Source organism: Streptomyces sp. HM190, assembly GCF_009857135.1.
GTDB lineage: Bacteria > Actinomycetota > Actinomycetes > Streptomycetales > Streptomycetaceae > Streptomyces > Streptomyces heilongjiangensis.
Map to the genome: position 1 here is coordinate 4,905,717 of NZ_CP047318.1, position 26,831 is coordinate 4,932,547.

At 73.5% G+C, this 26,831-nt stretch carries 23 protein-coding genes; 13 read left to right on the forward strand and 10 right to left on the reverse strand.

Annotated elements, in window-relative coordinates; translation table 11 throughout:
• Positions 1 to 229: 229 nt before the first annotated feature.
• Positions 230 to 1,597, reverse strand: coding sequence for a tryptophanase (locus tag GSY65_RS20900; protein ID WP_159771047.1), 1,368 nt, complete (start codon positions 1,595 to 1,597; stop codon positions 230 to 232).
• 80 nt (positions 1,598 to 1,677) lie between these two features.
• Positions 1,678 to 2,847, reverse strand: coding sequence for a tryptophan dimethylallyltransferase family protein (locus GSY65_RS20905; RefSeq protein WP_159771049.1), 1,170 nt, complete (start codon positions 2,845 to 2,847; stop codon positions 1,678 to 1,680).
• Between the two features lie 247 nt (positions 2,848 to 3,094).
• Between GSY65_RS20905 and GSY65_RS20910 the strand changes: the two genes are divergently transcribed.
• From GSY65_RS20910 to GSY65_RS20930, 5 genes are all read left to right on the forward strand, one after another.
• Positions 3,095 to 5,989, forward strand: coding sequence for a BTAD domain-containing putative transcriptional regulator (locus GSY65_RS20910; RefSeq protein ID WP_236579943.1), 2,895 nt, complete (start codon positions 3,095 to 3,097; stop codon positions 5,987 to 5,989).
• A 521-nt stretch (positions 5,990 to 6,510) separates the two neighbouring features.
• On the forward strand, positions 6,511 to 7,920 hold the full coding sequence (locus GSY65_RS20915; RefSeq protein WP_159771053.1) for a Tat pathway signal sequence domain protein: 1,410 nt from the start codon (positions 6,511 to 6,513) through the stop codon (positions 7,918 to 7,920).
• A gap of 146 nt (positions 7,921 to 8,066) precedes the next feature.
• Positions 8,067 to 8,609 carry a GNAT family N-acetyltransferase gene (locus tag GSY65_RS20920; RefSeq protein WP_159771056.1) on the forward strand — a complete coding sequence of 181 codons (543 nt, stop codon included), beginning with the start codon at positions 8,067 to 8,069 and terminating at the stop codon, positions 8,607 to 8,609.
• Positions 8,610 to 8,999: 390 nt separating this feature from the next.
• Positions 9,000 to 9,905: a glycosyltransferase family 2 protein gene (locus tag GSY65_RS20925; protein WP_159771059.1), complete on the forward strand. Its 906-nt coding sequence runs from the start codon at positions 9,000 to 9,002 to the stop codon at positions 9,903 to 9,905.
• Between the two features lie 310 nt (positions 9,906 to 10,215).
• On the forward strand, positions 10,216 to 13,800 hold the full coding sequence (locus tag GSY65_RS20930; protein WP_236579945.1) for an AfsR/SARP family transcriptional regulator: 3,585 nt from the start codon (positions 10,216 to 10,218) through the stop codon (positions 13,798 to 13,800).
• Positions 13,801 to 13,836: 36 nt separating this feature from the next.
• Here the strand turns inward: GSY65_RS20930 and GSY65_RS20935 are convergent, their stop codons facing one another.
• The 3 genes from GSY65_RS20935 to GSY65_RS20945 form a co-directional block, all read right to left on the reverse strand.
• Positions 13,837 to 15,546: a bifunctional 3'-5' exonuclease/DNA polymerase gene (locus tag GSY65_RS20935; RefSeq protein ID WP_159771062.1), complete on the reverse strand. Its 1,710-nt coding sequence runs from the start codon at positions 15,544 to 15,546 to the stop codon at positions 13,837 to 13,839.
• Positions 15,547 to 15,801: 255 nt separating this feature from the next.
• On the reverse strand, positions 15,802 to 16,527 hold the full coding sequence (locus GSY65_RS20940) for a Clp protease N-terminal domain-containing protein (protein WP_159771065.1): 726 nt from the start codon (positions 16,525 to 16,527) through the stop codon (positions 15,802 to 15,804).
• Positions 16,528 to 16,820: 293 nt separating this feature from the next.
• Positions 16,821 to 17,060 carry an FtsX-like permease family protein gene (locus tag GSY65_RS20945; protein ID WP_443043299.1) on the reverse strand — a complete coding sequence of 80 codons (240 nt, stop codon included), beginning with the start codon at positions 17,058 to 17,060 and terminating at the stop codon, positions 16,821 to 16,823.
• A 339-nt stretch (positions 17,061 to 17,399) separates the two neighbouring features.
• Here GSY65_RS20945 and GSY65_RS20950 point away from each other — a divergent pair, with 339 nt between their 5' ends.
• The gene (locus GSY65_RS20950; protein ID WP_159771068.1) at positions 17,400 to 18,626 is read left to right on the forward strand and encodes a DUF2786 domain-containing protein; all 1,227 of its coding nucleotides are present in this window, start codon (positions 17,400 to 17,402) and stop codon (positions 18,624 to 18,626) included.
• Between the two features lie 61 nt (positions 18,627 to 18,687).
• Here the strand turns inward: GSY65_RS20950 and GSY65_RS20955 are convergent, their stop codons facing one another.
• From GSY65_RS20955 to rpmB, 4 genes are all read right to left on the reverse strand, one after another.
• Positions 18,688 to 19,254: a DUF4232 domain-containing protein gene (locus GSY65_RS20955; RefSeq protein ID WP_159771071.1), complete on the reverse strand. Its 567-nt coding sequence runs from the start codon at positions 19,252 to 19,254 to the stop codon at positions 18,688 to 18,690.
• Positions 19,255 to 19,427: 173 nt separating this feature from the next.
• On the reverse strand, positions 19,428 to 19,955 hold the full coding sequence (locus GSY65_RS20960) for a hypothetical protein (RefSeq protein ID WP_159771074.1): 528 nt from the start codon (positions 19,953 to 19,955) through the stop codon (positions 19,428 to 19,430).
• Positions 19,956 to 20,128: 173 nt separating this feature from the next.
• Positions 20,129 to 20,434, reverse strand: coding sequence for a 30S ribosomal protein S14 (gene rpsN / locus GSY65_RS20965; protein ID WP_159771077.1), 306 nt, complete (start codon positions 20,432 to 20,434; stop codon positions 20,129 to 20,131).
• Positions 20,434 to 20,670: a 50S ribosomal protein L28 gene (rpmB, locus tag GSY65_RS20970; protein ID WP_123541876.1), complete on the reverse strand. Its 237-nt coding sequence runs from the start codon at positions 20,668 to 20,670 to the stop codon at positions 20,434 to 20,436. Before rpmB ends, rpsN begins: the two co-directional genes overlap by 1 nt.
• 62 nt (positions 20,671 to 20,732) lie before the next feature.
• On the opposite strand from rpmB, the gene rpmG reads away from it, so the two are divergent.
• The 5 genes from rpmG (at position 20,733) to GSY65_RS20995 (ending at position 23,293) form a co-directional block, all read left to right on the forward strand.
• Positions 20,733 to 20,897 carry a 50S ribosomal protein L33 gene (gene rpmG, locus GSY65_RS20975; protein WP_055520975.1) on the forward strand — a complete coding sequence of 55 codons (165 nt, stop codon included), beginning with the start codon at positions 20,733 to 20,735 and terminating at the stop codon, positions 20,895 to 20,897.
• Positions 20,898 to 20,902: 5 nt separating this feature from the next.
• The gene (locus GSY65_RS20980; protein ID WP_055542189.1) at positions 20,903 to 21,154 is read left to right on the forward strand and encodes a type B 50S ribosomal protein L31; all 252 of its coding nucleotides are present in this window, start codon (positions 20,903 to 20,905) and stop codon (positions 21,152 to 21,154) included.
• A 5-nt stretch (positions 21,155 to 21,159) separates the two neighbouring features.
• Complete coding sequence (locus GSY65_RS20985; protein ID WP_159771080.1) at positions 21,160 to 22,389, forward strand: CobW family GTP-binding protein; 1,230 nt, start codon at positions 21,160 to 21,162, stop codon at positions 22,387 to 22,389.
• A gap of 3 nt (positions 22,390 to 22,392) precedes the next feature.
• Positions 22,393 to 22,626, forward strand: a complete 234-nt coding sequence (rpsR, locus tag GSY65_RS20990) for a 30S ribosomal protein S18 (protein WP_159771083.1) — start codon at positions 22,393 to 22,395, stop codon at positions 22,624 to 22,626.
• Positions 22,627 to 23,026: 400 nt separating this feature from the next.
• On the forward strand, positions 23,027 to 23,293 hold the full coding sequence (locus GSY65_RS20995; RefSeq protein ID WP_055520971.1) for a DUF397 domain-containing protein: 267 nt from the start codon (positions 23,027 to 23,029) through the stop codon (positions 23,291 to 23,293).
• Between the two features lie 71 nt (positions 23,294 to 23,364).
• Here the strand turns inward: GSY65_RS20995 and GSY65_RS21000 are convergent, their stop codons facing one another.
• A complete protein-coding gene (locus tag GSY65_RS21000) occupies positions 23,365 to 23,859 on the reverse strand; it encodes an ATP-binding protein (protein ID WP_236579948.1) in 495 nt (164 codons plus the stop codon).
• A gap of 446 nt (positions 23,860 to 24,305) precedes the next feature.
• On the opposite strand from GSY65_RS21000, the gene GSY65_RS21005 reads away from it, so the two are divergent.
• Both GSY65_RS21005 and GSY65_RS21010 read left to right on the forward strand, forming a co-directional pair.
• Positions 24,306 to 25,130, forward strand: coding sequence for a helix-turn-helix domain-containing protein (locus tag GSY65_RS21005; protein ID WP_159771089.1), 825 nt, complete (start codon positions 24,306 to 24,308; stop codon positions 25,128 to 25,130).
• A 162-nt stretch (positions 25,131 to 25,292) separates the two neighbouring features.
• The gene (locus GSY65_RS21010; RefSeq protein ID WP_159771092.1) at positions 25,293 to 26,753 is read left to right on the forward strand and encodes an aldehyde dehydrogenase family protein; all 1,461 of its coding nucleotides are present in this window, start codon (positions 25,293 to 25,295) and stop codon (positions 26,751 to 26,753) included.
• The last annotated feature ends 78 nt before the right edge of the window (positions 26,754 to 26,831 follow it).

The window sequence follows — 26,831 nt, forward strand, 5'->3', positions numbered from 1 at the left end:
CACCGCCCGACCCGCACCGCCCGCAGCGGCCGGACTGTCTCCGGCTCCCGGCCCATGCCACGGGGTGCCGGCGCCGGACAGCCCGTGCCGCGTCCAGGTCACCGTCGATGCCGACGCCCGGCGGGTCGTGGCCACCGCCCGTCCGGGGGTCCCGGGCAACAGGGCCGACGCCCACGTGTGGTGCGTCTCCTCACGCCCGGACCGCTGCGGTCCTGCTTCCGGTACGCCGTCACAGAGGTGTCGGTTCGAGTTCGGAGTGGAAGTGGCGGAGGACCGGGCTTGCGTGGATCAGGCGGTAGCCGGGGATCCTGTCCCTGTTCTCCGCGGTCCTCGCCAGGGTTTCGCCTACGTGGTTCAAGTGGCTGAGTGTGTACGTCCTGCGGGGGAGGGCCAGGCGCAGGAGCTCGAACGGGGCTGTGGTGACCGGGTCTCCGTTCTCGTCCTCCTTGCCCAGGTAGAGGGAGCCCAGTTCTACGGAGCGGATGCCGCCCTCCACGTACAGCTGGCAGGCGAGGGCGTGGCCGGGGAAGCGGTGGGGCGGGATGTGGGGCAGGAGACGGCCGGCGTTGAGGTAGATCGCGTGCAGGCCGGGTGGTTCGAGGATGCTGATGCCCGCGTCGCGGGCCAGCTGGGCGAGGTGACGGGCCGCCTCCGCCCGAGAGCGGAGGTAGTGGGGGTCGGTCACCTCGGTCAGGCCCTGGGCGATCATGTCCAGGTCCCGTCCGGCCAGCCCGCCGTAGGTGGGGAACCCCTCCGTGGCGACGAGCAGCAGCCGGCATCGTTCGGCGAGGGCGGGGTCGCGCAGGCCCAGGAACCCGCCGATGTGCGCGATTCCGTCCTTCTTGGCGCTCATCAGGCAGCCGTCGGCCAGACTGAAGGCCTCCTCGGCGACCTCGCGCGGGCTGACCCCGTGGTAGGCGGGCTCATGCCGGGTGACCAGCCAGGCGTTCTCGGCGAAGCGCGCGGCGTCCAGGAAGAGAGGGACTCCGTGTTCCCGGCACAGCGTCGCGGCGCGGGCGAGGTTGTCCATGGAGACGGGCTGGCCGCCACCGCCGTTGTTCGTCAGCGTCATGATCACCGCGGCGACACGGGAGGCGTCCGGGCCGCACAGGGCGTCCCTGAGTCGCCGCAGGTCGATGTTGCCCTTGAACGGCTCGTCGCTGTCGAGGTCCTGCGCCTCACGGCAGGGCAGGTCCACGGCCTGGCCGCCGCTCAGTTCCACGTTCGCGCGCGTGGTGTCGAAGTGGGTGTTGCCGAGCGTGATCGATCCGGGGGACAGCAGCGCGGAGAAGAGGATGCGTTCCGCCGCCCGGCCCTGGTGGACCGGGAGGACGTAAGGACAGGACGTCAGCTCGCTCACCACCTCCTGGAAGCGGTGGAAGGACCGTGAGCCCGCGTACGACTCGTCACCGGCCGCGCCCGCGGCCCACTGCGCGGCCGACAGAGCGCCTGTCCCCGAGTCGGTGAGCAAGTCGATCGTGACCTCGTCGGCGCGCAGGGCGAAGAGGTTGTAGCGCACGCGCCGCAACGCTGCTTCCCGCTGTGCGCGTGTGGTCATCGGGAGGGGCTCGACGGCCTTGATCCTGTACGGCTCCATGGGGGTCGGTCTTCCGTTCGGCGCGGGGGCGAGTGGTGGATTCCGGGCGTCCGCCGCCCGTCGGCCCGGCGGCGGGTCGGTCACTGCCCGTCGCCGTCGGTGCGCGGAGCTGCCGGCTCCCGTGGTGGCCGGACTTCGTAGAACTCCGGTGCGAGATAGACCGTCAGCCGAGGCGGCAGCCGGGTGCTCTGGACGAGTGAGACGTACGAGATCAGTCCCACCCCCTCGCTCGCGTCGCGGCGCGTCATGGCGGCCAGTGCGCGGTCGAGCGCGTCGGTGTCCATGCCGTAGCGCCGCAGGATGGTCGCGGCGCGGTTCCGGGTCACCTGGTCGTCCCGGGCGTAGTCACGCACCGGCACGTGCACGGTGTAGCCGCTGGGACGTTCCCTGTCCCCCTCCGTGAAGGACAGGCAGGAGACGAGGGGGCGGCGGCCGAAGGACTCGGTGCCGCCGACGGTGCGGCAGAACTCCCCCAGCCGTCGGGCGCGGCCACCCGGCAGCAGGCGGGAAACCGCCTGAACCCCGGACGCGGAGAAGTCGCGGTGGGCGACGTAGACCTTCACCCGCCGCGTCTGCCAGTCCCCCACGTCCATGGCGAAGAACAGGAACTCGTCGTGGTCCGGCCCGCGCGACGCGGCGTGTTCCAGCAGCGCCGGCCACGCCCGGCCGAAGCCGAACCGGGCCAAAGCCTCCTCGGTGACCTCCGGGGACAGACCGCGGCCGTGGCACGCCGGGTTGACGTAGACCTTGACGCCGGGGGGCCGGTTCCTGCGCAGATCCATCGCGCACCACAGGGCGAACGGCCCCTGGGCGGTGGCGGGGAAGAACAGGTCTGCCACCCGGTCCACCGGCCCGGTCGGGAAACCCCAGCGTTCGGCCAGCACCTCGAGAGCGCGTCGGCCCACGCGCCCGCTCTCCGCGAAGGAGCGCGCGGCGCACCCGGGTTCGACCACGACCCGCACGGTCGGGGCGTCCGCGGTGGGGAACGACACGGAGAACTCGGCCGGGCAGTGGTCGTCGGAGACGAACGACGGCGACGGCGGGCCGGCGGTCGGCGGGCGCCCCGCGGAGGGGCCCAGCAGATCGAGCAGTGAGCGCGTCGAACCACCGTCGGGCAGGCCGACACCCACGGCGTCGCACACCCCCGACAGCTGGCGGCCGAGGTGCTCGCCCAACGTGACCGTCGGCCGGTGCAGCACGGCCGCCGCCCGGGACGGCGAGTTCAGCTCTGAGGGTCCGGTCGAGGCCATGGGGAACTCCCGAGAGGCGCAGCAGCGTGCGCGGCGGGCGCGCACCTGGGGGACGGCCTCACCGTGTCAGTGGCCGCCGTCACCGCGGTCACCTCCCGGTCGCGCGACGGTTACGTGCAGTCGCACGGCGGTCACGCGCCGTCGTATGCTGGTGGAACCCGGGGATCGGATCACCGAGGAATCAGTGAGCGCACGGTACGAATTCAGGATCCTGGGGCCACTGGAAGTCCGGCGTGACGGGCGCCCCGTGGCCATCGGCGCGGCCAAACTCCGCCTGCTGCTGGTGGCGTTGCTGACCGAGGCCAACCAAGCAGTCACCGTGGAACGGCTGATGGCCCGGCTGTGGGGCGACCAGCCTCCCCGAGGGGCCCGCAACACCCTGCAGAACTACGTGCTGCGCCTGCGACGCACTCTCGACTGCGCCGCGGACGGCACCCCCGTGCTCACGCACCCCCGCGGTTATGTGATCACGGTCGACGCGGACGCACTGGACCTGCACCGTTTCACCGCCCTCGCCCTCCAGGGCCGCACCGCGCTCCAGGAGGGCAGGGCGGCGAGCGCGGCGCAACTGCTGCGTGAGGCGCTGGCACTGTGGCGCGGCGAGCCGCTCTCCGATCTCCCCGCGGACCTCCTCCGCGACGTCGTGCCGGCGTTGGACGAACAGCGTCTGGACGCCCTGGAACTGCGGATCGACGCCGAACTCATGCTGGGCCGGGCCTTCGACGTCCTGCCGGAACTGCGCGCGCTCATCGGGGCCCACCCGCTGCGCGAACGTTTCTGGGCCCAGCGGATGCTGGCGCTCGCCCGCTGCGAGCGGCAGGGCGAAGCGCTGGAGTGCTATCGCGAGGTCGCCCGGGTGCTGGCCGACGAACTGGGGGTCACCCCGGGGACCGAGCTGAGGAGGCTGCACCAGCGGCTGCTGGCCGCCGCGCCGGACCTGGGTGAAGCGTCAGGCGGGGCGGCGGCCGCGCGTCCTCGGGCCACGGGGAACCTGCCGGTCGAGATGACCACGTTCATCGGCCGGGAAGCACAACTCGCCGAGGTGCGGGCCGTTCTGGCGTCCGCCCGGGTGGTCACGCTCACCGGCGTGGGCGGCGTCGGCAAGACCCGGCTCGCGCTGCGGGCGGCCGCGGAGCTGGAACCGGCGTTCCCGGACGGTGTCCGCCTCGCGGACCTGGCGCCCCTGACCGGACCCGAACTCCTCGACCGGGCGGTCGCCGAGGCCCTCGGGGTGCGCGACCATTCCGCGCGGCCCGTCGTCGACACCATCGTGGACCATCTGCGCGACCAGCGGCTGCTGGTCGTCCTCGACAACTGCGAGCATCTCGTCGACGACCTCGCGGCCCTGGTCCTGAGGATGGCTCGGGCCGCCCCCGGGCTCCGTGTCCTGGCCACCAGCAGACAGCGGCTGGGGATCCCCGGCGAGCACGTCCTGACGGTGCCCTCCCTCACCGTCCCCGGCGCCGACCGCCCCGTACCGCTTCAGCGGACCGACACCACCCGCGGTGCCGAGGACGGCACCGCGGACCGCTCCGAGGCCGTACGGCTGTTCGTCGACCGTGCCGTCGCCGCCGCGCCGGCGTTCCGGATCGGCTCCCGCAACCGCGGTGCGATCGCCCAACTGTGCCGACGGCTGGACGGGATCCCGCTCGCCATCGAACTGGCGGCGGTCCGGCTGAGCACGATGACGGTCGACGAGATCCTGGAACGCCTGGACGACAGGTTCCGCCTGCTGTCCGTGCCGTACGGGCATCCCGTCACCCGCTACCAGCTCACTCTGCGCGGCGTCGTCGACTGGAGCCACGACCTGTGCACCCAGCGGGAGCGACTGCTGTGGAGCCGCCTGTCGGTGTTCTCCGGCGGCTTCGACCTGGAGGCCGCCGAGGCGGTGTGCGGTGGCGAGGGCATCGCCCGGGAGGACGTGCTGAACCTGCTGGCCGGGCTGGTGAACAAGTCGATCGTGACGGTGAACAGTTCGGGCGACCGGGCCCGGTACAGCCTGCTCGAGACCATTCGCCAGTACGGCCTGCAGCGGCTCCGGGAACAGGACGGCGCGACGAAGCTCCGCCTCCGGCACGCCGACCACTACCGGAGGGTGGCGGCGCGCGCCGGCGACGAGTGGTGCGGACCGGGGGAGGTCGACTGGCTGATCCGGCTACGGACCGAACTCCCCAACTTCCGTACCGCGCTCGGCTTCTGCGCCACGCGACGCGACCGGGTGGAGGCGGGCACGGAGATCGCGGTCAGTCTCGCCCGCACCCGGTTCTGGTTCTTCAACAGTACGTTGGGCGAGGGCCGCCACTGGCTGGAGCGCCTTGTCGGTCTGAACACCGACGCACCGCGGGCCCTGACCGCGGGAGGGCTGGCGATGCGGGCCTGGGTCGCGCTCTGCCAGGGGGACAACCCCTCCGCCGAGGCGTTCCTGACCGCGTGCCGCACCATGGCGGGCGAACTCCCCGGCGGCGCGGACGCCGGCGCAGGCGTGGCCCCGCCGCTGACCTTCATCGAAGGCGCTCACGCCATGCTGGTGCGGGGCGACCCGTGCTCCGCCGCCCTCCTGACCGAGGCGAGGGACCAGTTCCTCGCGGCGGGCCAGAAGGGGGACGCTCACATGGCCACGATGCTCTGGGCCATGGCCGAGGCGTTCCTCGGCGACCGGCCCTCGGCCCGTACGGCTCTCGACGCCTACGCGGCGGATGCCGCGGACAGCGGCGCCGAGTGGGCCCGCACCTGGGTCCAGTGGTGCGCGGGCCTGTTCGAGCTGCGGCACGGCACGGCGGCCCGCTCCCCGGCTCACCTGCGCGAAGCGCTGGGCCGGCAACGGGCCATCGGCGACAGCTGGGGCCCGGTCTGGGGTGTCGAGACACTGGCGTGGGCCATGGCGGCCACCGGCCACCCCGCGCAGTCGGCCCGGCTGCTGGGAGCCGCCCATCGCCTGCGACAGGACACCGGAGTCGCGCTCATCGGACTGCGTCCGTTCCACGACGCCCACACCACCACGGAACACCGGGTTCGCCAGGCCCTCGGCGCCCAGGCGTACGAGGCGGCGTGGTCCGAGGGGGCGTCCGCCCGCGACAGCGTGCGGCTCGCCCTGGACGCGCCGGACCGTGGAGATGGCGAGGAGACGGGGCGCCGACGCTGAGGGCTGCGCCAAGGCCGCCTCGAACCGCGGGCGGGCTTCCCTTCCCAGGGCAAAGGGCAAAGGGCGAAGGGCGAAGGGGGAGGTCCGGTCGGCGGGCCGGGCGGCCTCGGCGAGGGCCGGTGCGGGGGCCGGAGCCGAGGCTCCGGGGTGCGCGTCGCGGAGTCCGCGCACCGGCCTGCCGGCCCCGGAGGGCGTCCCGCGCACCACGTCCGGCGCGCGGGACGCCGGCCCCGCCCAGCGCCGGCCCCGCCCATCCGTGTGCCCCCGACGCGTGCCCTGCCCACGCGTGCCCTGCCCACGCGTGCCCCGCCCGCGTGCCCCCGCCCACCCGTGTGCCCACCCCCACGCGGGCCCCGCCCCTGACGCCTCCCACCTCTCCCTCCCAACCGGTCCCCGCAACCGCCCGACACGTCACAGGCGTTGACCCGCCTCACGAGCGCCAGCACAATGAGCGGCGCGCGCTCTGAGAGCGCTCTCAAGCGTCAGGTGTCGCCTGATGTCCCGCACTCCGAGGGAGAAACATGACCGGCAGACCAGGTCCGACACCCAGCCGTCGCGCGCTGCTCGGCTTCGGCGTGGCGGCGTTCACCGCGACCGGCCTCTCCGGCACGGCCCACGCGGCGCCCGGGGTCTCGGCCGGGCAGCGGGCCGGGGCCGCCAGGACCCCCGGCGCGTCGGCCCGGCGGCGGGCGCAGTCCTTCCTCGCCGCCGCCATGGACGCCTACCCGGACCACGGCCCCGTCCGGCTGACGCAGAGCTACACCGACCAGGCGAACCTGTTCAGCACGGCGTTCACGTACGACAACGCCCTCGCGATCCTCGCCCATCTGGCGGTGCGCACGCGGGACGGCGAGGTCCGGGCCGTCGCCCTCGGGGACGCCCTGGTCTACGCCCAGGAGCACGACCCGGCGTACGACGACGGGCGGTTGCGGCAGGCGTACAACGTCGGGCCGTACGTCTTCTTCGACGGCGTGCCGCAGCCGCACGGGTTCGTCCGGCCGGACGGCACCGCGAACGTCGGCACGCAGTTCGGCTTCACGGGGACGGCCGTCGGGGACATGGCGTGGGCCGGTATCGCGCTGAGCGCGCTGGCCAGGCGGACACGCGCCCGGCGGTTCCTCGCGGCGGCGGTGCGGATCGGGGAGTGGATCGAGCTGACCGGCCGCACCGACGAGCCCCTGGGCGGCTACAAGTTCGGCGTGAACGGGGCGAACGAGAAGCTGCCCTTCACGTCGACCGAGCACAACACGGACCTGATCTGCCTGTTCGGACGGCTCGCCCGGCTCACCGGGGACCGGGTGTGGCGGGAGCGCGCGGCGCGGGCGGAGGCGTTCGTGCTGCGGATGTGGGAGCCGGCGGGCGGGTTCTTCTACACGGGCACCAACGACGGGGTCACCGTCAACAAGTCGCCCCTCCCCGAGGACACGCAGACCTGGACCCACCTCGCGCTCGACTCGCGCCGCCACGCCCGGTCCCTGGACTGGGCGGCCACCGAACTGGCCGTCCTCGACCACTCCGGGCGCCCCAACAGCACGGTGCCCGCGGGGCAGTCGTACGAGGGGGTCACGTTCAGCTCCGCGAGCCTCGTCGCCGACGAGGACAAGCCGATCGCCGAGTTCCAGCCGAAGCCGGACCGCAACGGCGTGTGGTTCGAGGGAACCGCCCATCTGGCGCTCGCCTTCCGCGACCGGGGGGCGCGCGGCGACGAGTACCGCGCACGGCGCCTGCTCGACTCCCTCGAACGCGCCCAGGACCACCTCGGCACCGCCCAGACCGTCGGCGGCCGTGCCCTCCCCGAGCGCGCCGGCGTCGTCTCCGCGAGCAGCCCCCTCGACACGGGCTTCGGCTTCGGCTACTACCCGTACCGGCACACCGGGGCGACGGCCTGGTACCTGATGGCGGCGGTACGGGCGAACCCGCTGCGGGCGTGAACTGCCCCCGGAGCGGGCGTCCTTGAACGACCGGTGAGCGGCCCCTGCGCGCGATGCCGTCGCGCGGAGGGGCCGCGCTGTGCCCACGGACACGCTCGTCGTTTATTGGTTTGCCGCCGGTCAGGGCCGTCGGATAGGAAGCTCGCATGCTGAAGGGGACCAAGGTCGGGCTCAGGGCCCGGTACGAGGACGACATCCCGGTCCTGCGGAGCGAGCTCTACGACGACGTGGCCAACGCGGCGCGAGCCGAGGCGGGCCCGTGGCGGCCGATCACGCCCGGTTCGAAGGACCGACGGCTGGTGGGGGACGACGAGAACGACGCCGTCGTCAAGTTCTCCGTGGTCGAACTGGAGGGCGACAGCCTGGTCGGCACCGCGACCCTCTGGGGCATCGACAACCACAACCGGTGCGCCCACATCGGGCTGGGGCTCCTGCCGTCCTGCCGCGGCAAGGGCTACGGCACCGACGTCGTCGCCGTGCTGTGCCACTACGGGTTCGTCGTGCGCGGCCTGCACCGGCTCCAGATCGAGACGCTGTCGGACAACACGGCGATGCTCCGCGCCGCCGAGCGCAACGGCTTCGTCCGCGAGGGCGTCCTGCGTTCCTCGGCCTGGGTGATGGGCGAGTTCCTCGACGAGGTGCTCCTCGGCCTCCTCGTCCAGGACTGGAGGCCGGACGCGAGGAGATAGCCGGTCGGCTCCGCCGGTTCCCGTGAGGCCGCCGGAGCCCGTGAGGCCGCCGGAGCCCGTGAGGCCGCCGGAGCCCGTGAGGCCAGCGGCTTCCGCGAGGCCACCGGTCCGGTCGCCGGTGTCATCGGCGGTACCGGCGACATCCGGGGGCGGGCCTCGGGGCGGTGCGCCGATGTCGTCGCCGCCTTCTCCCCAGCTCACGGTGATCTCGCCGCCGAGGGTCCGGGTGGGGGCGCGGATCTCGCCGACCGGGCCGCAACAAGCGCGTACTTGGGGCGTCCCTGAGAAGTCGTCGGCGTGAACGGCTAGCATCCGGCGGGTAATCAGCCGGTCGGTCGCGGGGGCTCGTCGGCTGTCTCGGATGTCGGTCGACGGGATGGGGTTGGTGTCGTGACGGACGCGGAGGAGGGGCCTCGGGTCGCCGTCGCCGTGGTGACGATGGGCAACAGGCCCGCCGAGGTGGACGCGCTGCTCGCGTCCGTGGCCAAGCAGGACCTGGCGCCCGCGCGCATCGTCATCGTGGGCAACGGGTGCCCGCTGCCGGAGTTCGCCGAGCGCCTCGGCCTCCCCGGCGAGGTCACGCCGATCGAGGTGGACGAGAACCTCGGCTGCCCCGGCGGCCGCAACGTGGCCATCGAGCGGCTGCGCGCCTTCGGGGACGTCGACATCGTCGTCGAACTGGACGACGACGGACTGCTCGTCGACGCCGACGTCCTGCGCCGCGTCCGGGACCTGTACGTCGCCGAACCCCGCCTCGGCATCGTCGGTTTCCGCATCGCCGACGAGACCGGCGAGACCCAGCGGCGGCACGTGCCGAGGGTCGGGGCCAAGGACCCCCTGCGGGGCGGCCCGGTCACCGGCTTCCTCGGTGGCGGGCACGCCCTGTCCATGGCCATGCTCCACGAGACGGGCGACTGGGCCGCCGAGTTCTTCTTCGCGCATGAGGAGACGGACCTGGCGTGGCGGGCGATCGACGCCGGCTGGACCGTGCTCTACGCCCCCGAACTGCTCCTCCAGCACCCGAAGACGTCGCCCGCCCGGCACGCGATCTACTACCGGGTCAACGCCCGCAACCGCGTCTGGCTGGCCCGCCGCCGGCTCCCGCTGCTCCTCATCCCCGTCCATCTGGGGGTGTGGGTGCTCATCACCCTGCTGCGGACCCGTTCCGGGGGCGGACTGCGCGCGTGGTTCGGCGGGTTCCTGGAAGGCTGGCGGGTGTCGGGCGGCGAACGCCGGCCCATGCGCTGGCGCACGGTGTGGCGCCTCACCCGGCTGGGCCGCCCGCCCGTTCTGTAGTCCGGGCCGGCGCAGGCACCCGCCGGTCACACGCATGCCCCGGTCGTTCACCTCCACCGACCGGGGCACTGCGCGTTCCCGGATCCGGCAGCGGCGGCGGCGCTCCCCCGAGCTACGCGTCGTCCGCGTGCGCCGTCGGCGCCGGATCCGATGAAGTGATCACATCAGGTCCCGCCAACGGATCGCTAACATGTGCCCAACGGTCCCTCCGGGACCGTACGGAAGCCGTGGAAGAGTCGGCGCGTGCCGACGCGAGTCGCCGGGGGGCGCGGTCCGGTACGACGGCACGGGAAGGCAGCGGACGGACGCCATGCGGGACGGGCTGCGGTTCGGACTGCTGGGTCCGCCCGTGCTGTACGACGCCTCCGACTCACCCGACGGCGACCCCGGCCTCACACCCCACCTCGCCCCCGAATCCGGTCCCCCGGGTTCCGACTCCGGTCCCCACCCCGGCCCCGACCAGCGCCCCGACAACGATGGCGCACCCGCCGGCGCCCACGACGCCCGTGCCGGACACCGGGACGCCCACCCCGACCACCGGGACACCCGCCCCCGCCCCCCGGTCACCCTCCCCCACCCGGCCACTCGCGCCGTACGCCCCGTCGGCAGCGGCAAGGTGCGTGCTCTCCTCGTCGCGCTGCTCCTCGAACCCGGTCGTGTCGTGTCCGTCGACGCGTTGAAGGACGTGCTGTGGGACGGGGCGCCGCCGCCGTCCGCGCAGGCGTCCCTCCAGAACCATGTGACCCGGCTGCGCAGGCTCCTCGACGACCCCGACCGGCTGCGCGCCGTACCGCCGGGCTATCTCCTGCGGGTCGACGAGGGCGAGCTGGACGTCCAGGTCTTCGAGGCGCGCGCCGCCGCCGCGCGTGCCGCGCACGCCGCCCACGACTGGGCGCGCACCGTCCACGAGGCCACCGCCGCGCTAGCCCTCTGGCGCGGCACCCCGCTCGGCGGCCTGCCCGCAGGGGACTTCGGCGCACACGCCTTCGCGCAACGCCTGGAGGAGGCCCGGCTGCTCCTCCTCGAACGCCGCTACGACGCCGAACTCCACCTCGCGCGCGCCGCCACCGACGGCCCCACGGAACCCGGGCACCCCGCGGCCCTCGGGGAGGCGCACGCCCTCACCGCCCTCGCCCCCGAACTCGCCGCCCTGGTCGCCGAGCACCCCCTGCGGGAGGCCTTCCACCGTCTCCTCATGCTCGTCCTGCACCGCACCGGCCGCCAGGCCGAGGCCCTCGCCGTGCACCGTGACCTCCGGGACCGGCTCCGCGACGAACTCGGTGTGGACCCCGGCCCCGCCGTACGCGAGGCCCATCTGGAGATCCTCCGGGAGGGCGAGGACCCGCACCCCGGGCCGCCGACCGCCGGGCCGGCCGCCCCCGAGCCGCCGGTCCCCGCTCAACTTCCGCCTCCGCCCGCCTACTTCACGGGACGCCGCCGGGTCCTGGCCGAGCTGCGCGCGGCGCTCGCCGTGACCACCCCGTCCCGCGGCCCTGGCGCACCGGACGCCGCCCTGCGGCCCAGCGCCCGCGAAGCGGGCCCGCCGGGCGCCCACGACCGGAGCGGTCACGCCCCCACCCGCGCCCCGGGGCGCCCCGCGTCCGCGGAACCCGTCGTGATCAGCGGCATGGCCGGTGTCGGCAAGAGCGCCCTCGCCCTCCACCTCGCCCACGAGCTGGCCGACCGCTTCCCGGACGGCCAGCTGTACGTCAACCTGCACGGCGCGACCCCGGGCATGACCCCTCTCACGCCGGCCCAGGCCCTCGCCTCCCTCCTCCGCGACCTGGGCGCCGACCCGCGCCGCATCCCCGAACACCCGGACGCCGCCGCAGCGTTGCTCCGGTCGACCCTCGCGCCGACCCGCACGCTGATGGTGCTGGACGACGCCGCGCACGCCGCGCAGGTACGCCCGCTGCTGCCGGCCGGCGCCGGGTGCGCGGTGATCGTGACGAGCCGTTCGCCGCTCACCGCGCTGGACGGCGCGCACCGCTTCCCGCTCGCCCCGCTGTCGGACGACGAGAGCGCCGAGCTGCTGCGCGCCGCGTCCGGACGGGCGGCCGGGCTCGACGCCGCGCACCCCCTCGTCGAACTCACCGGGCGGCTCCCACTCGCCCTCCGGGTCGTCGCGGCCCGGCTCGCCGCCCGCCGCGCGCTCACCCCGGACGCGCTCGCGGGCCAACTGGCCGCCACCGAGAGCCGTTTGCACCACCTCGAATACGACGACCTGAGCGTCCGGCGCTCCCTCGCCGTCGCCCACGAGGCCCTGCGCGCCTCCGACCGCGAGGCCGACGGCGACGCCGCCCACGTCCTCCGCCTCATCGGCGCCCTCGACCTGCCCGCGTACGGCGCCCCCCTCCTCGCCCGCCTGGCCGGCACCGACGAACGCCGCGCCGAGGCCGCCCTCGACCGCCTCGTCGACGTCGCGCTGCTGGAGGAGACGACGTACGGCCGCTACGTCCCGCACGACCTCGTCCGCCACTTCGCCCGCGAACTCGCCGACACGTCCCGGACAGCCGCCGCGGCCCGGACGACCACCGCTCGGACAACCACCGCTCGGACAACCACCGTTCGGACGGCCATCGTCCGGGCAGGCATCAGCCGGACAGGCGCGGCCCGCCCCGATGGGGCCCGCACCGGCCCGGCGGGTACCGGCGCGGCCCGGACCGATACGGCGGGTACCGGCACGGTCCGGGCCGGCACGGCGGGTATCGCCGCGACCCGGACCGGCGCGGTCGAGGGGAGGTCCACCCCGGCCGACCCGACCGGCCCCACCGCCGGGGGCGAGACCACCGAAGCCCTCCGCTGGTACGCCGCCCGCGCCCGGGAGAGCCTGCTGGTACTGCTCCCGCCCGGCCACGAACGCGACGAACGGCTCCGTACGACCCCGACGCAACCGGCGGCGGCCACCACGGAACCCTTCGCCTCCGCCGAGGAGGCCTTCGCCTGGGGCGACCGCGAACTCCCCAACATCGTCGCCCTCGTGGAGCGCTGCTCGCGCGAGCCCGGCGGCGGGACGGCGGCGTACACACCCGTCCTGGTCCGGCACCTCTTCCCGTATCTGCACCGCGGCGGCCGGCTCGCCGAGCTGGACGTGCTCGGCGGGTACGCCCTGGACGTGGCGCGGTCGCTGGGCGACGACGAGGCGGAGGCGTTCGCGCTGACCGACCGGGCCGGGCTGCACTTCATGTCCGGCCGTGCCTCGGACGCGCTCGACCTCAACGACCAGGGCCTGACACTGTGGCGGAAGCTCGGCGTCGTGTCGTGCGTACGGCGGTGCCTCAACAACCGGGGGCTGGTGCTGGAGAGCCTCGGCCGGTACGAGGAGAGCGAGGAGGCGCTGCGGGAGAGCCTGGAGCTGTCCCGGCAGCTCGGCGACCCCTACGGCGAGGCCGTCACCTTCAGCCATCTCGGCAACCTGGTCAAACACACCGACGCGCGCGCCGCCATCGCCCACCACGAGCGGAGTCTCGCCCTCGGCGAGATCGCCGACAGCGTCGTCGTACGGCACACCGCGCACTGCAACATCGGCTATGCCCACCTCCGGCTCGGCGAACCGGCCGCCGCCGTCCGCAGCTTCGAGCAGAGCCTGCGCGTCCTCGGCGACGACGAGGACTGGCAGGGCGAGTCCAAGACGCGGCTCGGTCTGGTCCGGGCCCTGCGCGAACTGGGGCAGGCCGACCGGGCGGACCGGGAGTGCGCCCTCCTCCTCGACTTCGCCGTCCGCCGCGCCGACCAGTACGCCGTCGGCCTCGCCCGCCACCAGCGGGGCCTGCTGCTGCGGGCCGGCGGGCGTGGCGAGGAGGCCCGCGACGAATGGCGGCGCGCCCTGGCCGTGCTGGACGGCACGGAGTCGACGGTGACGGGTGAACTGCGCCGCCTGCTGGGGGAGGAGTGAAGGCGGTGCCTGAGGACGGCATCTCCCCGCCCCCGGCTATTTCGCGTCGGCGTAGCACTCCACCACCGCCGTGGTGAACGGGAACCGCACCGGCGTCTCCCCGAACGTCAGCCGCCCCGACAGCTCCGACGCCTCCCGGATGGCGGCCACCACCGCGTCCGCCTCCTCGGCCGGACAGTGCACGATCACCTCGTCGTGCTGGAAGAAGACCAGCTCGGCGGCCATCCCGGCGAGGGAACGGCGCAGTGCGGCGAGGAGGAGCAGGGTCCAGTCGGCGGCGCTGCCCTGGACGACGAAGTTACGGGTGAACCGGCCGCGGGCGCGGGAGTCGGCGGAGGCGTACCCGGGCACCCACTCGGTCGTCCGCTCCTGATCACCGCCGCCGTCCGGCACGGCGTCGGCCTGGGGGATGCCCGCCTCCTCGCCCGCCGCGTCGGAGTCCCCGACCGGCGGCGGGCACGTCCGCCCCAGCCAGGTCCGCACCAGCCGGCCCTCCTCGCCCGCGCGGGCCGCGTCGTCGACGTACCGCACCGCCCTGGGGAAGCGGCGGCGCAGCGCGGCGAGGTTCTTGAGGCCGTCTCCGGACGTCTGCCCGTACACGGCGCCGAGGACGGCCAGCTTGGCCTGGTCGCGGTCGCCGGAGAAGGCCCGGTCGGAGACGGCCTGGTAGAGGTCGGTGCCGCGTCCGGCGATCTCCATCAGCCCCGGATCGCGGGAGATCGCGGCGAGGACCCGGGGCTCCATCTGGTCGGCGTCGGCGACGACGAGGCGCCAGCCGGGGTCGGCGACACAGGCACGGCGGATCACCTTCGGGATCTGCAGCGCGCCTCCGCCGTTGGTGACCCACCGGCCGGTGACGGTGCCGTGGGCGAGGAACTCGGGCCGGAAGCGGCCGTCCCGCACCCAGTCCTGGAGCCAGGACCAGCCGTGCGCGACCCAGACGCGGTACAGCCGCTTGTACTCCAGGAGCGGCTTCACGGCGGGGTGGTCGAGGGACTCGATCTCCCAGCGCCGGGTGGAGCGGATCCGGAGCCCCGCCTGCCCGAACGCCCTGACGACGTCGGCCGGCAGATCGGGCCGCACGCGGCGGCCGAACGCCTGCGACACCTCGTCGGCCAGCTCGGCCAGCCTGCGCGGCTCGCCGCCGCCCGCGTACCGCTCGCCGAGCATCTCGTGCAGCACCTGGCGGTGGACGTCCGCCCGCCAGGGCATGCCGGCGCGGTTCAGCTCGGCGGCGACGAGCATCCCGGCCGACTCCGCGGCGGTCAGCAGCCGCATCCGGTCCGGGTGGGCGGTGGTGTCGTGCCGTCGCTGCTGGTCCGCGTAGACCTCGATGAGGTCGGTGAGGGGGACGTGGACGGGGCGCGGTTCGAAGAGGGAGGGCTGGACGCCGGGTTGCGCCGAGCGGAGGGGCGGGTCCGGGGGGACCGGGGCGCGGCGGAGGCGGGCGAGGGCGGCTGCCGCGGAGCGGGGCTCGCCGAGACGGCCCTCGTGCCCGAGGAGCAGGTTCTCGGCGTCCTCGATGTCGTAGCACCGCTCGACGCGGACGCCGTCGGCGAGCAGCCGGGGGTAGATCTCGGCGGTGGCCCGCCACACCCACCGCCCGACGTCCGGCTCCCGCCGCCGCACCGCCTCCGCGAGGTCCGGCTCCCGTGTCACGGGTGCGGCGGGCAGCCCGTCCGGGCCGAGGGGGGCGATCTCGACGCCGCCGTCCTCGGTCGGAGCGAGAGCCCACCGGTCGGTCATGAGGGTGAGTGTCGCAGGGGGGTCTGACAGTGACCGTCCGGCAGCTCGGGGCACGCGCCGACAGTCCGTGCGGGTGCGGGTGCGGGTGCGGGTTCAGGCTCAGGCACGGCTTCAGGCTCGGGTGCGGGCGCGCTGTGGTTGCTCGCGCAGTTCCCCGCGGCCCGGGAGAAGCAGGGGCGCCGGGCGGTGACACAGGCGGCTCCGCCGCGCGGGCGTGACCAGCTCTCCACCCGTCCGCGCCCGAGAACGGCCCCCTTAACCCTGCCCCTCCGTCACCGCCCGCAGGGCCCGTGCCACGTCCTCCTCCGTCGCCGCCTTGGTGATCCCCAGTCCGCTGAGGACGCCCTTCCCGTTCTCGAACTCCAGGAGCGCGAGCAGGATGTGCTCGGTCCCGACGTAGTTGTGCCCCAGCCGCAGCGCCTCGCGGAAGGTGAGTTCGAGGACCTTCTTGGCGTCGGAGCCGTACGGGATCAGCTCGGGCACCTCGTCCACGGCCGGCGGCAACACGGCCGTCGCCGCCTCCCGCACCGCCTCCGGCGAGACCCCCTGCGCGGCGATCGCCTTGGCCGCGAGCCCCTCCGGCTCGGCGAGGAGGCCGAGGACGAGGTGGGCGGGCAGGCCCTCGGGGTTCCCGGCGGACTTGGCCTCGCCGTGCGCGACCATGACCGCGTTGCGGGCCCGCGGGGTGTAGCGGGCGAAGCCCTGCTGGGGGTCGAGGTCGGCCTCGGCCTTCGGCACGAACCGCTTCTGCGCCGCCTGCCGGGTCACCCCCATGCTCTTGCCGATCTCCGTCCAGGACGCGCCGGAGCGCCGTGCCTGGTCCACGAAGTGGCCGATCAGGTGGTCGGCCACGTCACCGAGGTGGTCCGCGGCGATCACCGCGTCCTGGAGCTGGTCGAGCGGTTCCGGGTGGATCTTCTTGATGGCCTCGATGAGGTCGTCGAGACGCACGGAGGCCGTGACTCGCGGGTTCGTCGTCATGTGTCAACCGTAAGTTGACAGCCAGGGGGTGTCAACCCGAAGTTGACACCTGGTGGGGTCGGCTCCCGGCCACCCCTCTCCACCGCCCGCTCCCCGCTCCCTTCCACCGCCCGTTCCCCGCTCTCTTCCGGCGTCCGTTCCCCGCTCCCTTCCACCGCCCGTTCCCCGCTCTCTTCCGGCGTCCGTTCCTCGCTCTCTTCCACCGCCCGTTCCTCGCTCTCTTCCGGCGTCCGTTCCCCGCTCCTTTCCACCGCCCGCTCCTCGCTCTCTTCCGGCGTCCGCTCCCCGTCGGCCTAGACGGCGCCCGGCCAGATGCCCACCGGTGCCCCCAGCAGTCCCAGCGCCCCCGCCAGGCCCGCCAGATAGACCGCGGAGACCGCCGCCCCGAGCGCGGCCCCCACTGCCGTCGCGACCAGCGCCTCGCCCGCGACCACCACCCGGACCTGCCCCCGCGTGGCCCCCGCGAGCCGCAGCGACCGCAGCTCCGCCCCGCGTGCCGACGTGGCCATGAGCAGCGTCCCGGCGAGCGCGATCCCCGCGCAGCAGCGCGTTGACGGCGACCAGCGCCTCCGCGTCCCGCTCGTACGACGGGTCGACCCGCCGCCGGTCGTCCCCGGTCAGCACCCGCGCCCGGTCACCGACGACGGCCCGTACGTCCGCGGCGGGCGCGTCCACCCCGGCTGTCCCCGCCGCCGCTTTGCCGACGTGCCCGTTTCCTCTGTCCTGGTCATGACTCCCAGCGAACCGTCCGCGGTCCGCCCGCACACGACCACTGGTGGGCGTCCCGAGGTAGGGCCGGCCCTACCTCCGCCCGGCACACGCCCCGCCCGCGCCCGGCCGCGCCCCGCCCACGCCATGACACGATCGAACACGTGAGTACGACCAGCACGGTGGACCGCGCCTTCGAGGCGGCCCTCTACGCCGACACCGACGCCGCCCTCGACACCGGCGCCTCCCTCCTCGCCGCCGACCCCACGACCGACGCGGAGGTCGCCCGGCGGGGCCGGGAGTTCGTCGCCGGCGCCTGGCGACGCGGCTGGCAGCCCGCCGACGTCGTACGCCTGGTCCGGCGCGAGCTGGACGACGCCCACGTACGCCTGGTCGCGCGCCTCGTCGTCGACGAGCACGAGGAGGGGCGGGAGGGCGACCTCGGGAGCGGACGGCCACCCGGCGGTGGACGACGGCAGCCACCGAGCCCCCGCTGGGGCGCCCAGCTGGACGAGGCGCGGGCCCTAGCCGAAGGCCGGCCCGCGGCCGAGAGCGGGCCCCGCGGCGACCGCTTCTCCCGGGCCACCACCGCGCTGGAGCTGTACCGGCTGCTCCTGCGTCTGCCCACCCTGGAACCCCTGGACCGCCTTATGGACACCGGCGCGCACCCGTCCTCGCACCCGGAGTCCCGGATGCTCACCCGGATCCGCGCCCTCCTCGCCAAGGCGGAGGCCACCGACTTCCCCGAGGAGGCGGAGGCGCTCAGCGCGAAGGCGCAGCAGCTGATGGCCCGGCACAGCATCGACGAGGCGCTGCTGGCGGCCCGTACGCACGCGAAGGACGCGCCCGGCGCCTGCCGGATCGGTGTGGACGCGCCGTACGAGACGGCGAAGGCGGTGCTGCTCGACGCCGTCGCCCGCGCGAACCGCTGCGAGGCCGTGTGGAACGAGGCCCTCGGCTTCTCCACGGTCGTCGGGTTCGAGACGGACCTGGAGTCGGTCGAACTGCTCTACACCTCGCTCCTCGTCCAGGCCACCACCGCGATGACGAAGGCGGAGGCGGCCCAGCGCAAGGGCGGCCGCAAACGCACCAAGACCTTCCGGCAGTCGTTCCTGGCCGCCTACGCCCACCGGATAGGCGACCGGCTGGCGGCCGCCGCCGAGGCCGAGGTCGAGCGGACCGAGCGGACCGAGGGCGGTGGCACCCCGGAACCGGACCTGCTGCCCGTGCTCGCCGCACGCGGCGTCGCCGTCCGCGACCGGTTCGCCCGGATGTTCCCGGACACCGTCACCACCCGCGTCCGGGGCGTCAGCGACGCCGCCGGGTGGCAACAGGGCGCGGAGGCGGCCGACCGCGCCCAGGTCAGGGCCCGGCCCCGGTTGCCGTCCTGAGCGCGCCGGGCCGCCCCGCCGGTGCCGGACGGCCGCCGCCGGTCACCCCATGGGGCGCCGCTCAGTCGCCCACCGGCGTGAACGGGCCCACCGTCGCCTCCAGCGTGTCGCCGGACTGGAGGGCGACCTCGGCGTCCGGCCAGTCGTAGGTGTGGGCCTTCTTCTCGCCCGGCAGGCTGAAGCTCAGCTTCTGCACGTCGGCGCTCTGCTGCGCGTCCCCGGCGATCCCGCGCACGTAGGCGATGGTGAAGGTCACCGACTGGCCCTCCGCGAGGGTCAGTTCGCCGTCCTTCGCCGCGCCCTCCTGCGCCGCGAGCGGCCAGGACTTCCCGCCGGCGAGCAGTTCGACGCGGGCGAGGCCCGTCACGGTGCAGGGGGCACCGCTCTTGTTGGTGACGGTGACCGGCACGGCGCCCTCGTCGCCGGCGGCAGGCGCGGCACTGCTCGGCCCCACCGCGAACGCGGTCCCTGCGGTGGCGCACGCGGAACCCGAGCCCTTGCCGTCGCCGGAGGGGGAGGCGGCGGTCTTGCCCCCGTCGCCGGAGTCACCCCCGTCGTTCCCGCCGCAGGCGGTCAGGGTGAGAGCCGCGAGGAGCGCGGCGGCGATGGCGGTCGGAGCGGTACGCATGGATGTCCCGAGAGTTCGTGGCTGAAGCAGCCGGTGCTGGTGTGAAGGTACGAACGGGCCGCGGAACCCGGTGGTTCCACGGCCCGCCCCATGATCGGACGCCCCGGCCCCGGCTCCGCAGCGCGGTGGCCCCCCCCCGCACCGGGCTGCCGCCGTGGTTCGCCCGTGCCGGGCTAGGAACCCGACGCCGCCGTGGGCAGATCCGTCGGGAGGCCCGAGGGGAGCGCGCCCTCGGTCTTCTGGAAGGTCTCCTCGCCGACCTTGCCGTCCCAGGTGACCGTGAGGGACGTGGAGTCCACCGAGTCGACCATGCCCGAGGTGCGGTCCTTGGTGCCGTCGGTGCACTTCAGCTCGATCATCCGCATGTCCGCCTCGTCGGACACCTTGCCGCTGCACACCGTGCCGCCCACGACGAACAGCGCGGCCTCCTCGCCGTTCACGAACAGGGCGACCGGCTTGCCGTCCGTCGTGGCGAGCCAGTTGCCCTGGAGCTTCGCGTCGCCGCCGGTGGAGCCGCCGGAGTCGGTGCCGCCGTCGGCCTTGTCCGTCGCGGAGGGCGTGGCCTTCGGCTCCTTCGCCGCGTCGCCGTCGTCGCCGCTGCACCCGGTCAGCACGAGCGCCGCCGCCAGCCCGGCGGCCGCGGCACCGGCTCGCACGCGCCGGCGGGCCGAGGTCCCCCTCGCCGCGGTCCTTGCCGTCATCGCCGTAGTCACTGAGGTCTCCCCGAGGTAGGGCCGGATCCGGTCGCCGCGGCGACAGCGGCAAGCTACCAGGAGCCCTCCGGCGCCGGTTCGCCGGGAACTGCGAGAAACCGGCGAACCGTTGATGAAGCCCACCCGGCACACGCCCCGCCCGACCGGCCCCGCGCCCGCTCTCACCAGGACGACTTGCGCACCCCCGGCAGATACCCGGCGTGCGCCTGCTCCCGCAGGCCGACCCGGGACAGGCCGAACGCCCGGAAGTAGCCGCGCGGCCTGCCGTCCACGGCGTCCCGGTTGCGGACGCGCGTCGCGCTCGCGTCGCGCGGCTGCCGGGCCAGCTCCCGCCGCGCCGCGAGCCGCTCGTCGTCCGTGGAGGACGGGCGCCGGATGATCTCCTTCAGCTCCGCGCGCCGCGCCGCGCACCGGGCGACGGTCTCCCGCCGCTTGTCGTTCTTCGCGATCTTGCTCTTCTTCGCCATCAGACCCGCACCCCCCGGGCGCGGATCCGTGCGACGGCCGCCTCGACGCCGATGACGTCCACGGTCTTGATCCCCTTCGCGCTCAGCCGGAGCCGCACGTACCGGTTCTCGCTCGGCAGCCAGTACCGCTTGGACTGGATGTTCGGGTCGAAGCGGCGGGACGTGCGCCGGTGGGAGTGCGAGATGCGGTTGCCGAAGCCGGGCTGGGCGCCGGTCAGCATGCAGTGGGCGGACAAGGGTGACGCACCTCTCTCTGCTCAGTGATGTAAATGGAATTCATTTTCAGTAAGATACCAGCATGGCACGCAACGAACTCCGCCCGGTCGTCAAGCTCCGGTCCACGGCCGGCACGGGCTACACGTACGTCACCCGCAAGAACCGCCGGAACGACCCGGACCGGCTGACCCTGCGCAAGTACGACCCGATGGCGGGCCGTCACGTCGACTTCCGAGAGGAGCGCTGACCGCGATGAAGAAGGACATCCACCCCTCGTACGGGCCCGTCGTCTTCCGGGACCGTGCCGCGAACCACACCTTCCTCACCCGCTCCACGATGACGAGCGAGAAGACGATCGAGTGGGAGGACGGCCACACGTACCCGGTGGTCGACGTCGAGATCTCGAACGTCAGCCACCCCTTCTACACGGGCACCGCGCGCGTGCTGGACACGGCGGGCCGCGTGGAGAAGTTCGAGAAGCGGTACGGGAAGAAGCGGGGCTGACCGACGTGACCCAGCTGTCTGTCGCGATCGTCGGCGGGCTCCACGCCGATGCCCGGCGGGCCGCCGTCGAGGCGCTGCTCGCCGGGGTCCCGGGCAGCGTCGCGCTGCACCACGACCTGTCCACAGCCGTCGACGGCACGGTCCTGCGGACGATCCGGGACGCTGCGGGCGTCGTCTCCACCGGCGAGGCCCCCCTCGTCAACGACTGCGCCTGCTGCGCCCTGCGCGAGGACCTCGTCCCCGAACTGGAGCGCCTCGCCGCGGCGGGCCTCACCCGCCTCGCGGTGGTCGAGCTCTGGGACTCGGTCGAACCCAAGGCCATGGCGGAGGTCGTCGCGGCGAGCGGACTGCCGCTGACCTCGGTGATCACGGCGGTGGACCCCGCCCTCCTGCTGCCCTGCCTCGGCAACGGCGACGACCTCGCCGAGGCCGGCCTGGCCGCGGCCCCGACCGACGAACGCACCGTCGCCGACACCTTCGCCCGCCAGCTGGAGTACGCCCCCGTCCTCGCCGTGCTCGACTCCGAGGAGGCGGACGACGAGGACCGGGCCCTGCTGGCCCAACTCCACCCGACGGCGGTGCGGGTGCCCCTTCGGGGCCAGGGGGCGCCCTCGGTTCCTGAGGGGCGCGGGGAACTGCGCGACCAGTCACCACGCACCCGCACCCCGCAACGCGCCACCACCCCCGTGGCGCCCCCCGGTTCCCTGGTCGCGGCAGCGCTCGCCGGGTTCGACGTCGAGGCCGCCGCCGCGGCCCAGCATCCCGCCTGCGCCCTGCTCCCCACCGACGCCGACGAGCACGGCGTCACCACCTTCGTCTGGCGCCGCCACCGCCCCTTCCACCCGGAGCGCCTGTACGCGGCCCTGGAGGACCTGTGCTGCGCGGCCGCCCGCAGCCGAGGCAGGTTCTGGCTGGCCGAACGCCCGGACACCCTGCTGCACTGGGACGCCGCCGGCGGCGCCCTGTGCGTGGAGTCGGCCGGTCCCTGGCTCGCCTCGCTGCCGGACGCGGCCTGGGACATGGTCCCCCCGGTCCGCCGGGCGGCCGCCGCGCTCGACTGGCACCCGGAGCACGGCGACCGCTGCCAGCACCTGGTCTTCACCTCGCCGGGCCTGGACCGCGACGGCCTCGAACGGCTGCTGGAGTCCTGCCTGCTCACCGACGCCGAGTACGCCGCCGGGCGCGAGTCCTGGGAACGGCTGCCCCGCCCCTTCGACACCTTCCTGGAGGTCTGACCCATGGCCCGCAAGCCCGAGCGGAAGCCCGCCAAGTCCCGCCCCAATCCTCTGGACCAGGCCGGGATCACGTACATCGACTACAAGGACACCGACCTGCTGCGCCGGTTCATCTCCGACCGCGGCAAGATCCGCAGTCGCCGGGTCACCCGGGTCACCGCCCAGCAGCAGCGGCAGCTGGCCCGCGCGATCAAGAACGCCCGGGAGATGGCGCTCCTGCCGTACTCCGCACGGTGAGCGCGCCCCGCTGACCGACCACCCCCCCACCCGGCCCCCGGCGAGGACCCACCACCTCGCCGGGGGCCGCTCCTTTTCCGCCAATCTGTGCGATCCGGAATCCCGCCGTCGGCCGGGCTCCGTGAACCGCCGGGGTGCGCGCCACGTACGGAGAAGTGAAGACGTGACGTGCGCCAGGGAACAGGAACGCCCCAGGGCGCGTCTCTCAAGTGCCCCCGGTGCTGTAACCGCGGCACCACCCCTCGTGCACGTGCATCTGACCGTGCATAAGCAGATGCATCCGCTCATGCAGCGGCACGTGAACGAAGCTATGATCCGGGGCAGTTGACTATTGCAACTCTGGCCACACCAGTGCCAAGGCGCATCGAGCGCACCACTGCACCACCCCGGGGAGCGACCTGTGGACCACGACGTGTACGGCGTGGATGACGTGTACAACGGCATGGCCGCGACGGAGCTGACCGAGCTCCACGCGGTGGCCTGGCAGAAGAGCCGGCACAGCAACTCGCAGGGGAACTGCGTGGAGTTCGCGCGGCTGCCCGGCGGGGACGTGGCGGTGCGGAACTCCCGGTTCCCGGACGGGCCCGCGCTCGTCTACACCCGCGCCGAGATCGAGGCGATGCTCCTGGGGGTGAAGGACGGGGAGTTCGACCACCTGATCCACTGACGCCTGCTCGGGGGCGGCGGGCCGGTGGTGTGACACGCGTAGCACCGCGGCGCGGAAGCGCGCCGCGGTGCTCAGTGGTCCGAGGTGCCGCCGCTCGCGGGCGGTATGCGGAACAGCGCCCACACCACCTTGCCGCTGAGCGTGCCGGCCAGCGGATGCCAGCCCCAGCTGTCCGCGAAGGAGTCGACCAGGAACAGCCCGCGCCCCGACTCCGCCGAGAAGTCGTCCGAGTCCCGCGCCACGGGGCTGTCGTGGCTGGGGTCGCGCACCGCGCACACCAGCCGCTCGGTCCAGCGCATCAGATGCAGCCGTACGGGAGGGTCCTGGGCGGGGGAGTGCCCGTTGAGCGAGGGCAGGCCGTGCCGCAGTGCGTTGGTGACGAGTTCCGAGACCACGAGACAGATGTCGTCGAACCGTTCGCCCATGTGCCACTGGTCGAGTGTGACCCGGGTGAACTGCCGTGCCTCGCGCACCGCTTCGTAGCGCGGCGGGAGCGCGCAGGACGCGGCGTTGGACACGGTCGCGGGATCGAGGGGCGGAAGTCCCTGCCGTAAGGGTTCGAGCATGGTCGATCCATTCGTCCCCATGCGAGGCACTCCCGAGTGTTCGCGGTCGTGGCGATGCAGCGGTGGCGCGGGACCATGGTTTCGGATGCGTACAGCAGATGCAAGGGCAGATGCACGTGCACGCGCCCGGAATGGGCCCTGCGGTACCGGTTCCTGGACATTTCTTCTGTCACCCTGTTACCGGAAACGGGGTGTCGGCCGACGGCTCACCGCTGGTTCTCGGCGACCTCCACCGACTCTCCACGTCACCTTCGCCCGTCCGTCGAGTTCCTGGTGCCCCTCGTCCTTCGTCGCCCCACCCGTCCCGGGTGTTGAAGACTTTCCATTTCTGTAACCGGACGAGTGCGGATCGGAGTGGTTTAGTGGCAGACTGCGGCCCTTGAAGAAGTTGGGGAGGCTGGACGAACGTGGGCGCCGGTGAATCGAGCGGGTCGGTGGTGAGGCGGATGCTGCTGGGCTCGCACCTCAGGCGGCTGCGCGAGGCACAGGGGATCACCCGGGAGAAGGCCGGGTACTCGATCCGCGCCTCCGAGTCGAAGATAAGTCGGATGGAGCTCGGCCGGGTGAGCTTCAAGACCCGTGACGTGGAGGACCTGTTGACGCTCTACGGCGTCACCGACGAGGCGGAGCGCACCTCCCTGCTCTCCCTCGCCAAGGAGGCGAACGTCGCCGGCTGGTGGCACAGCTACTCCGACGTCCTGCCCAGCTGGTTCCCCACCTACGTCGGACTCGAGTCCGCCGCCCACCTCATCCGCTCCTACGAAGTGCAGTTCGTCCACGGCCTGTTGCAGACCGAGGCGTACGCCCACGCGGTCGTCGCCCGCGGCATGAAGGACGCGAGCGACGCCGAGATCGACAAGCGGGTCGCCGTCCGCATGGAGCGCCAGAAGTACCTGGTGTCCGAGCGGGCCCCCGAGTTCCACTGCGTTCTCGACGAGGCCGCCCTGCGCCGCCCGTACGGAGACCGCGAGGTGATGCGCGGTCAGCTCCAGCACCTCATCGAGATCTCCGAGCGCCCGAACGTCTGCCTCCAGGTGATGCCGTTCGGCTTCGGCGGGCACTCCGGCGAGAGCGGCGCCTTCACGGTGCTCAGCTTCCCCGAGTCCGACCTCTCGGACGTCGTCTACCTCGAACAGCTCACCAGCGCCCTGTACCTGGACAAGCGCGAGGACGTCGCCCAGTACGAGCGGGCGATGAAACAGCTCCAGAACGACAGCCCTTCCCCGGCCGAGAGCCGCGACCTGCTGCGGGGACTGCTCCAGCTGTCCTGAGACCGGCGGGCCCTCTGTGATTCCCCGGTGAGTACCCCGTGAGTCTGCGCCATTGCCTCTCAACTCGCGTGGCGCAGACGTACGATGACGCGTGATCACATCGTCATGCACTGTCGTGTGCGTACGGGTGTCCGCCCCGGCCGCGAGGGATTGAGGGTCCACATGTCGTCCTACTTCACCGATCTGGCGCAGCAGTACATCGGCGGTGAATGGCGCCCGGGTACCGGCTCCTGGGACATCATCGACTTCAACCCCTATGACGGCGAGAAGCTCGCGTCGATCACGATCGCCACGGTCGACGAGGTGGACGAGGCGTTCCGGGCCGCGCGGGACGCCCAGCGGGCCTGGGCCGAGGTCACCGCCCACGCCCGTCGCGCCGTGTTCGAGAAGGCGCTGCGGGTCGTCGAGGACCGCGAGCAGGAGATCGCCGAGGTGATCACCGCCGAGCTGGGCGGTACGCGCCTCAAGGCCGGCTTCGAACTGCACCTCGCCAAGGAGTTCCTGCGCGAGTCGATCCAGCTCGCGCTGCGCCCGGAGGGGCGGATCATCCCCTCGCCGGTCGAGGGCAAGGAGAACCGCCTCTACCGCGTGCCGGTCGGTGTGGTGGGGGTGATCAGCCCCTTCAACTTCCCGTTCCTGCTCTCCCTCAAGTCGGTCGCCCCGGCCCTCGCCCTCGGCAACGGTGTCGTGCTGAAGCCGCACCAGGACACCCCCGTCACCGGCGGCACCCTGGTCGCGAGGATCTTCGAGGAGGCGGGCCTGCCGGCCGGTCTGCTGAACGTCGTCGTCACCGACATCGCCGAGATCGGCGACGCTTTCATCGAGCACCCGATCCCCAAGGTCATCTCCTTCACCGGCTCCGACAAGGTCGGCCGCCACGTCGCCACCGTCGCCGCCTCGCACTTCAAGCGGGTGGTCCTCGAACTGGGCGGCAACAGCGCGCTGGTGGTGCTGGACGACGCGGACATCGACTACGCGGTCGACGCGGCGGTCTTCTCGCGGTACGTCCACCAGGGTCAGGTCTGCATGGCCGCGAACCGCGTCCTGGTGGACCGCTCGGTGCAGGCCGAGTTCACCGAGAAGTTCGTGGCGAAGGTGAAGGCGCTGAAGACCGGCGACCCGCGCGACCCGGGGACGGTCATCGGCCCGGTCATCAACTCGTCGCAGGCAGACTCCCTCAGGTCCGTCGTCGACCAGGCCATCGCCCAGGGCGCCACGGCGCTGCTGCGCGGCGCCACCACCGACAACCTGGTCGAGCCGAGCGTCCTCACCGGCCTCCCGGCCGGCTCTCCCCTCCTCCAGCAGGAGATCTTCGGTCCCATCGCCTTCCTCATCCCCTTCGACGGGGAGGAGGAGGCCGTCCGCCTCGTCAACGACACCCCGTACGGCCTCAGCGGCGCCGTCCACACCGCGGACGTCGAGCGGGGCGTGCGCTTCGCCCGGCGGATCGACACCGGGATGTTCCACGTCAACGACGGCACCGTCCACGACGAGCCGATCGTCCCGTTCGGCGGCGAGAAGCACTCCGGCCTCGGGCGCCTCGGCGGCGAGACCACGGTGGAGGCGTTCACCACCCAGAAGTGGATCTCGATCCAGCACGGCCGCAGCCGCTTCCCGTTCTGACGCCGTCCGGCTGATCGTCCACCGGGTTTCCCCCGCCCCGCGCCCTTGCGGACCGTATCTGTCCGCAAGGGTCCGTAG

Excerpts from the sequence above, each read along its gene's own strand:
- GSY65_RS20900 (WP_159771047.1), bottom strand. The coding sequence starts at position 1,597 with ATGGAGCCGTACAGGATCAAGGCCGTCGAGCCCCTCCCGATGACCACA.
- GSY65_RS20905 (WP_159771049.1), bottom strand. The coding sequence starts at position 2,847 with ATGGCCTCGACCGGACCCTCAGAGCTGAACTCGCCGTCCCGGGCGGCG.
- GSY65_RS20915 (WP_159771053.1), top strand. The coding sequence starts at position 6,511 with ATGACCGGCAGACCAGGTCCGACACCCAGCCGTCGCGCGCTGCTCGGC.
- GSY65_RS20920 (WP_159771056.1), top strand. The coding sequence starts at position 8,067 with ATGCTGAAGGGGACCAAGGTCGGGCTCAGGGCCCGGTACGAGGACGAC.
- GSY65_RS20930 (WP_236579945.1), top strand. The coding sequence starts at position 10,216 with ATGCGGGACGGGCTGCGGTTCGGACTGCTGGGTCCGCCCGTGCTGTAC.
- GSY65_RS20935 (WP_159771062.1), bottom strand. The coding sequence starts at position 15,546 with ATGACCGACCGGTGGGCTCTCGCTCCGACCGAGGACGGCGGCGTCGAG.
- GSY65_RS20940 (WP_159771065.1), bottom strand. The coding sequence starts at position 16,527 with ATGACGACGAACCCGCGAGTCACGGCCTCCGTGCGTCTCGACGACCTC.
- GSY65_RS20955 (WP_159771071.1), bottom strand. The coding sequence starts at position 19,254 with ATGCGTACCGCTCCGACCGCCATCGCCGCCGCGCTCCTCGCGGCTCTC.
- GSY65_RS20960 (WP_159771074.1), bottom strand. The coding sequence starts at position 19,955 with ATGACGGCAAGGACCGCGGCGAGGGGGACCTCGGCCCGCCGGCGCGTG.
- rpsN (WP_159771077.1), bottom strand. The coding sequence starts at position 20,434 with ATGGCGAAGAAGAGCAAGATCGCGAAGAACGACAAGCGGCGGGAGACC.
- rpmG (WP_055520975.1), top strand. The coding sequence starts at position 20,733 with ATGGCACGCAACGAACTCCGCCCGGTCGTCAAGCTCCGGTCCACGGCC.
- GSY65_RS20980 (WP_055542189.1), top strand. The coding sequence starts at position 20,903 with ATGAAGAAGGACATCCACCCCTCGTACGGGCCCGTCGTCTTCCGGGAC.
- rpsR (WP_159771083.1), top strand. The coding sequence starts at position 22,393 with ATGGCCCGCAAGCCCGAGCGGAAGCCCGCCAAGTCCCGCCCCAATCCT.
- GSY65_RS21000 (WP_236579948.1), bottom strand. The coding sequence starts at position 23,859 with ATGCTCGAACCCTTACGGCAGGGACTTCCGCCCCTCGATCCCGCGACC.
- GSY65_RS21005 (WP_159771089.1), top strand. The coding sequence starts at position 24,306 with ATGCTGCTGGGCTCGCACCTCAGGCGGCTGCGCGAGGCACAGGGGATC.
- GSY65_RS21010 (WP_159771092.1), top strand. The coding sequence starts at position 25,293 with ATGTCGTCCTACTTCACCGATCTGGCGCAGCAGTACATCGGCGGTGAA.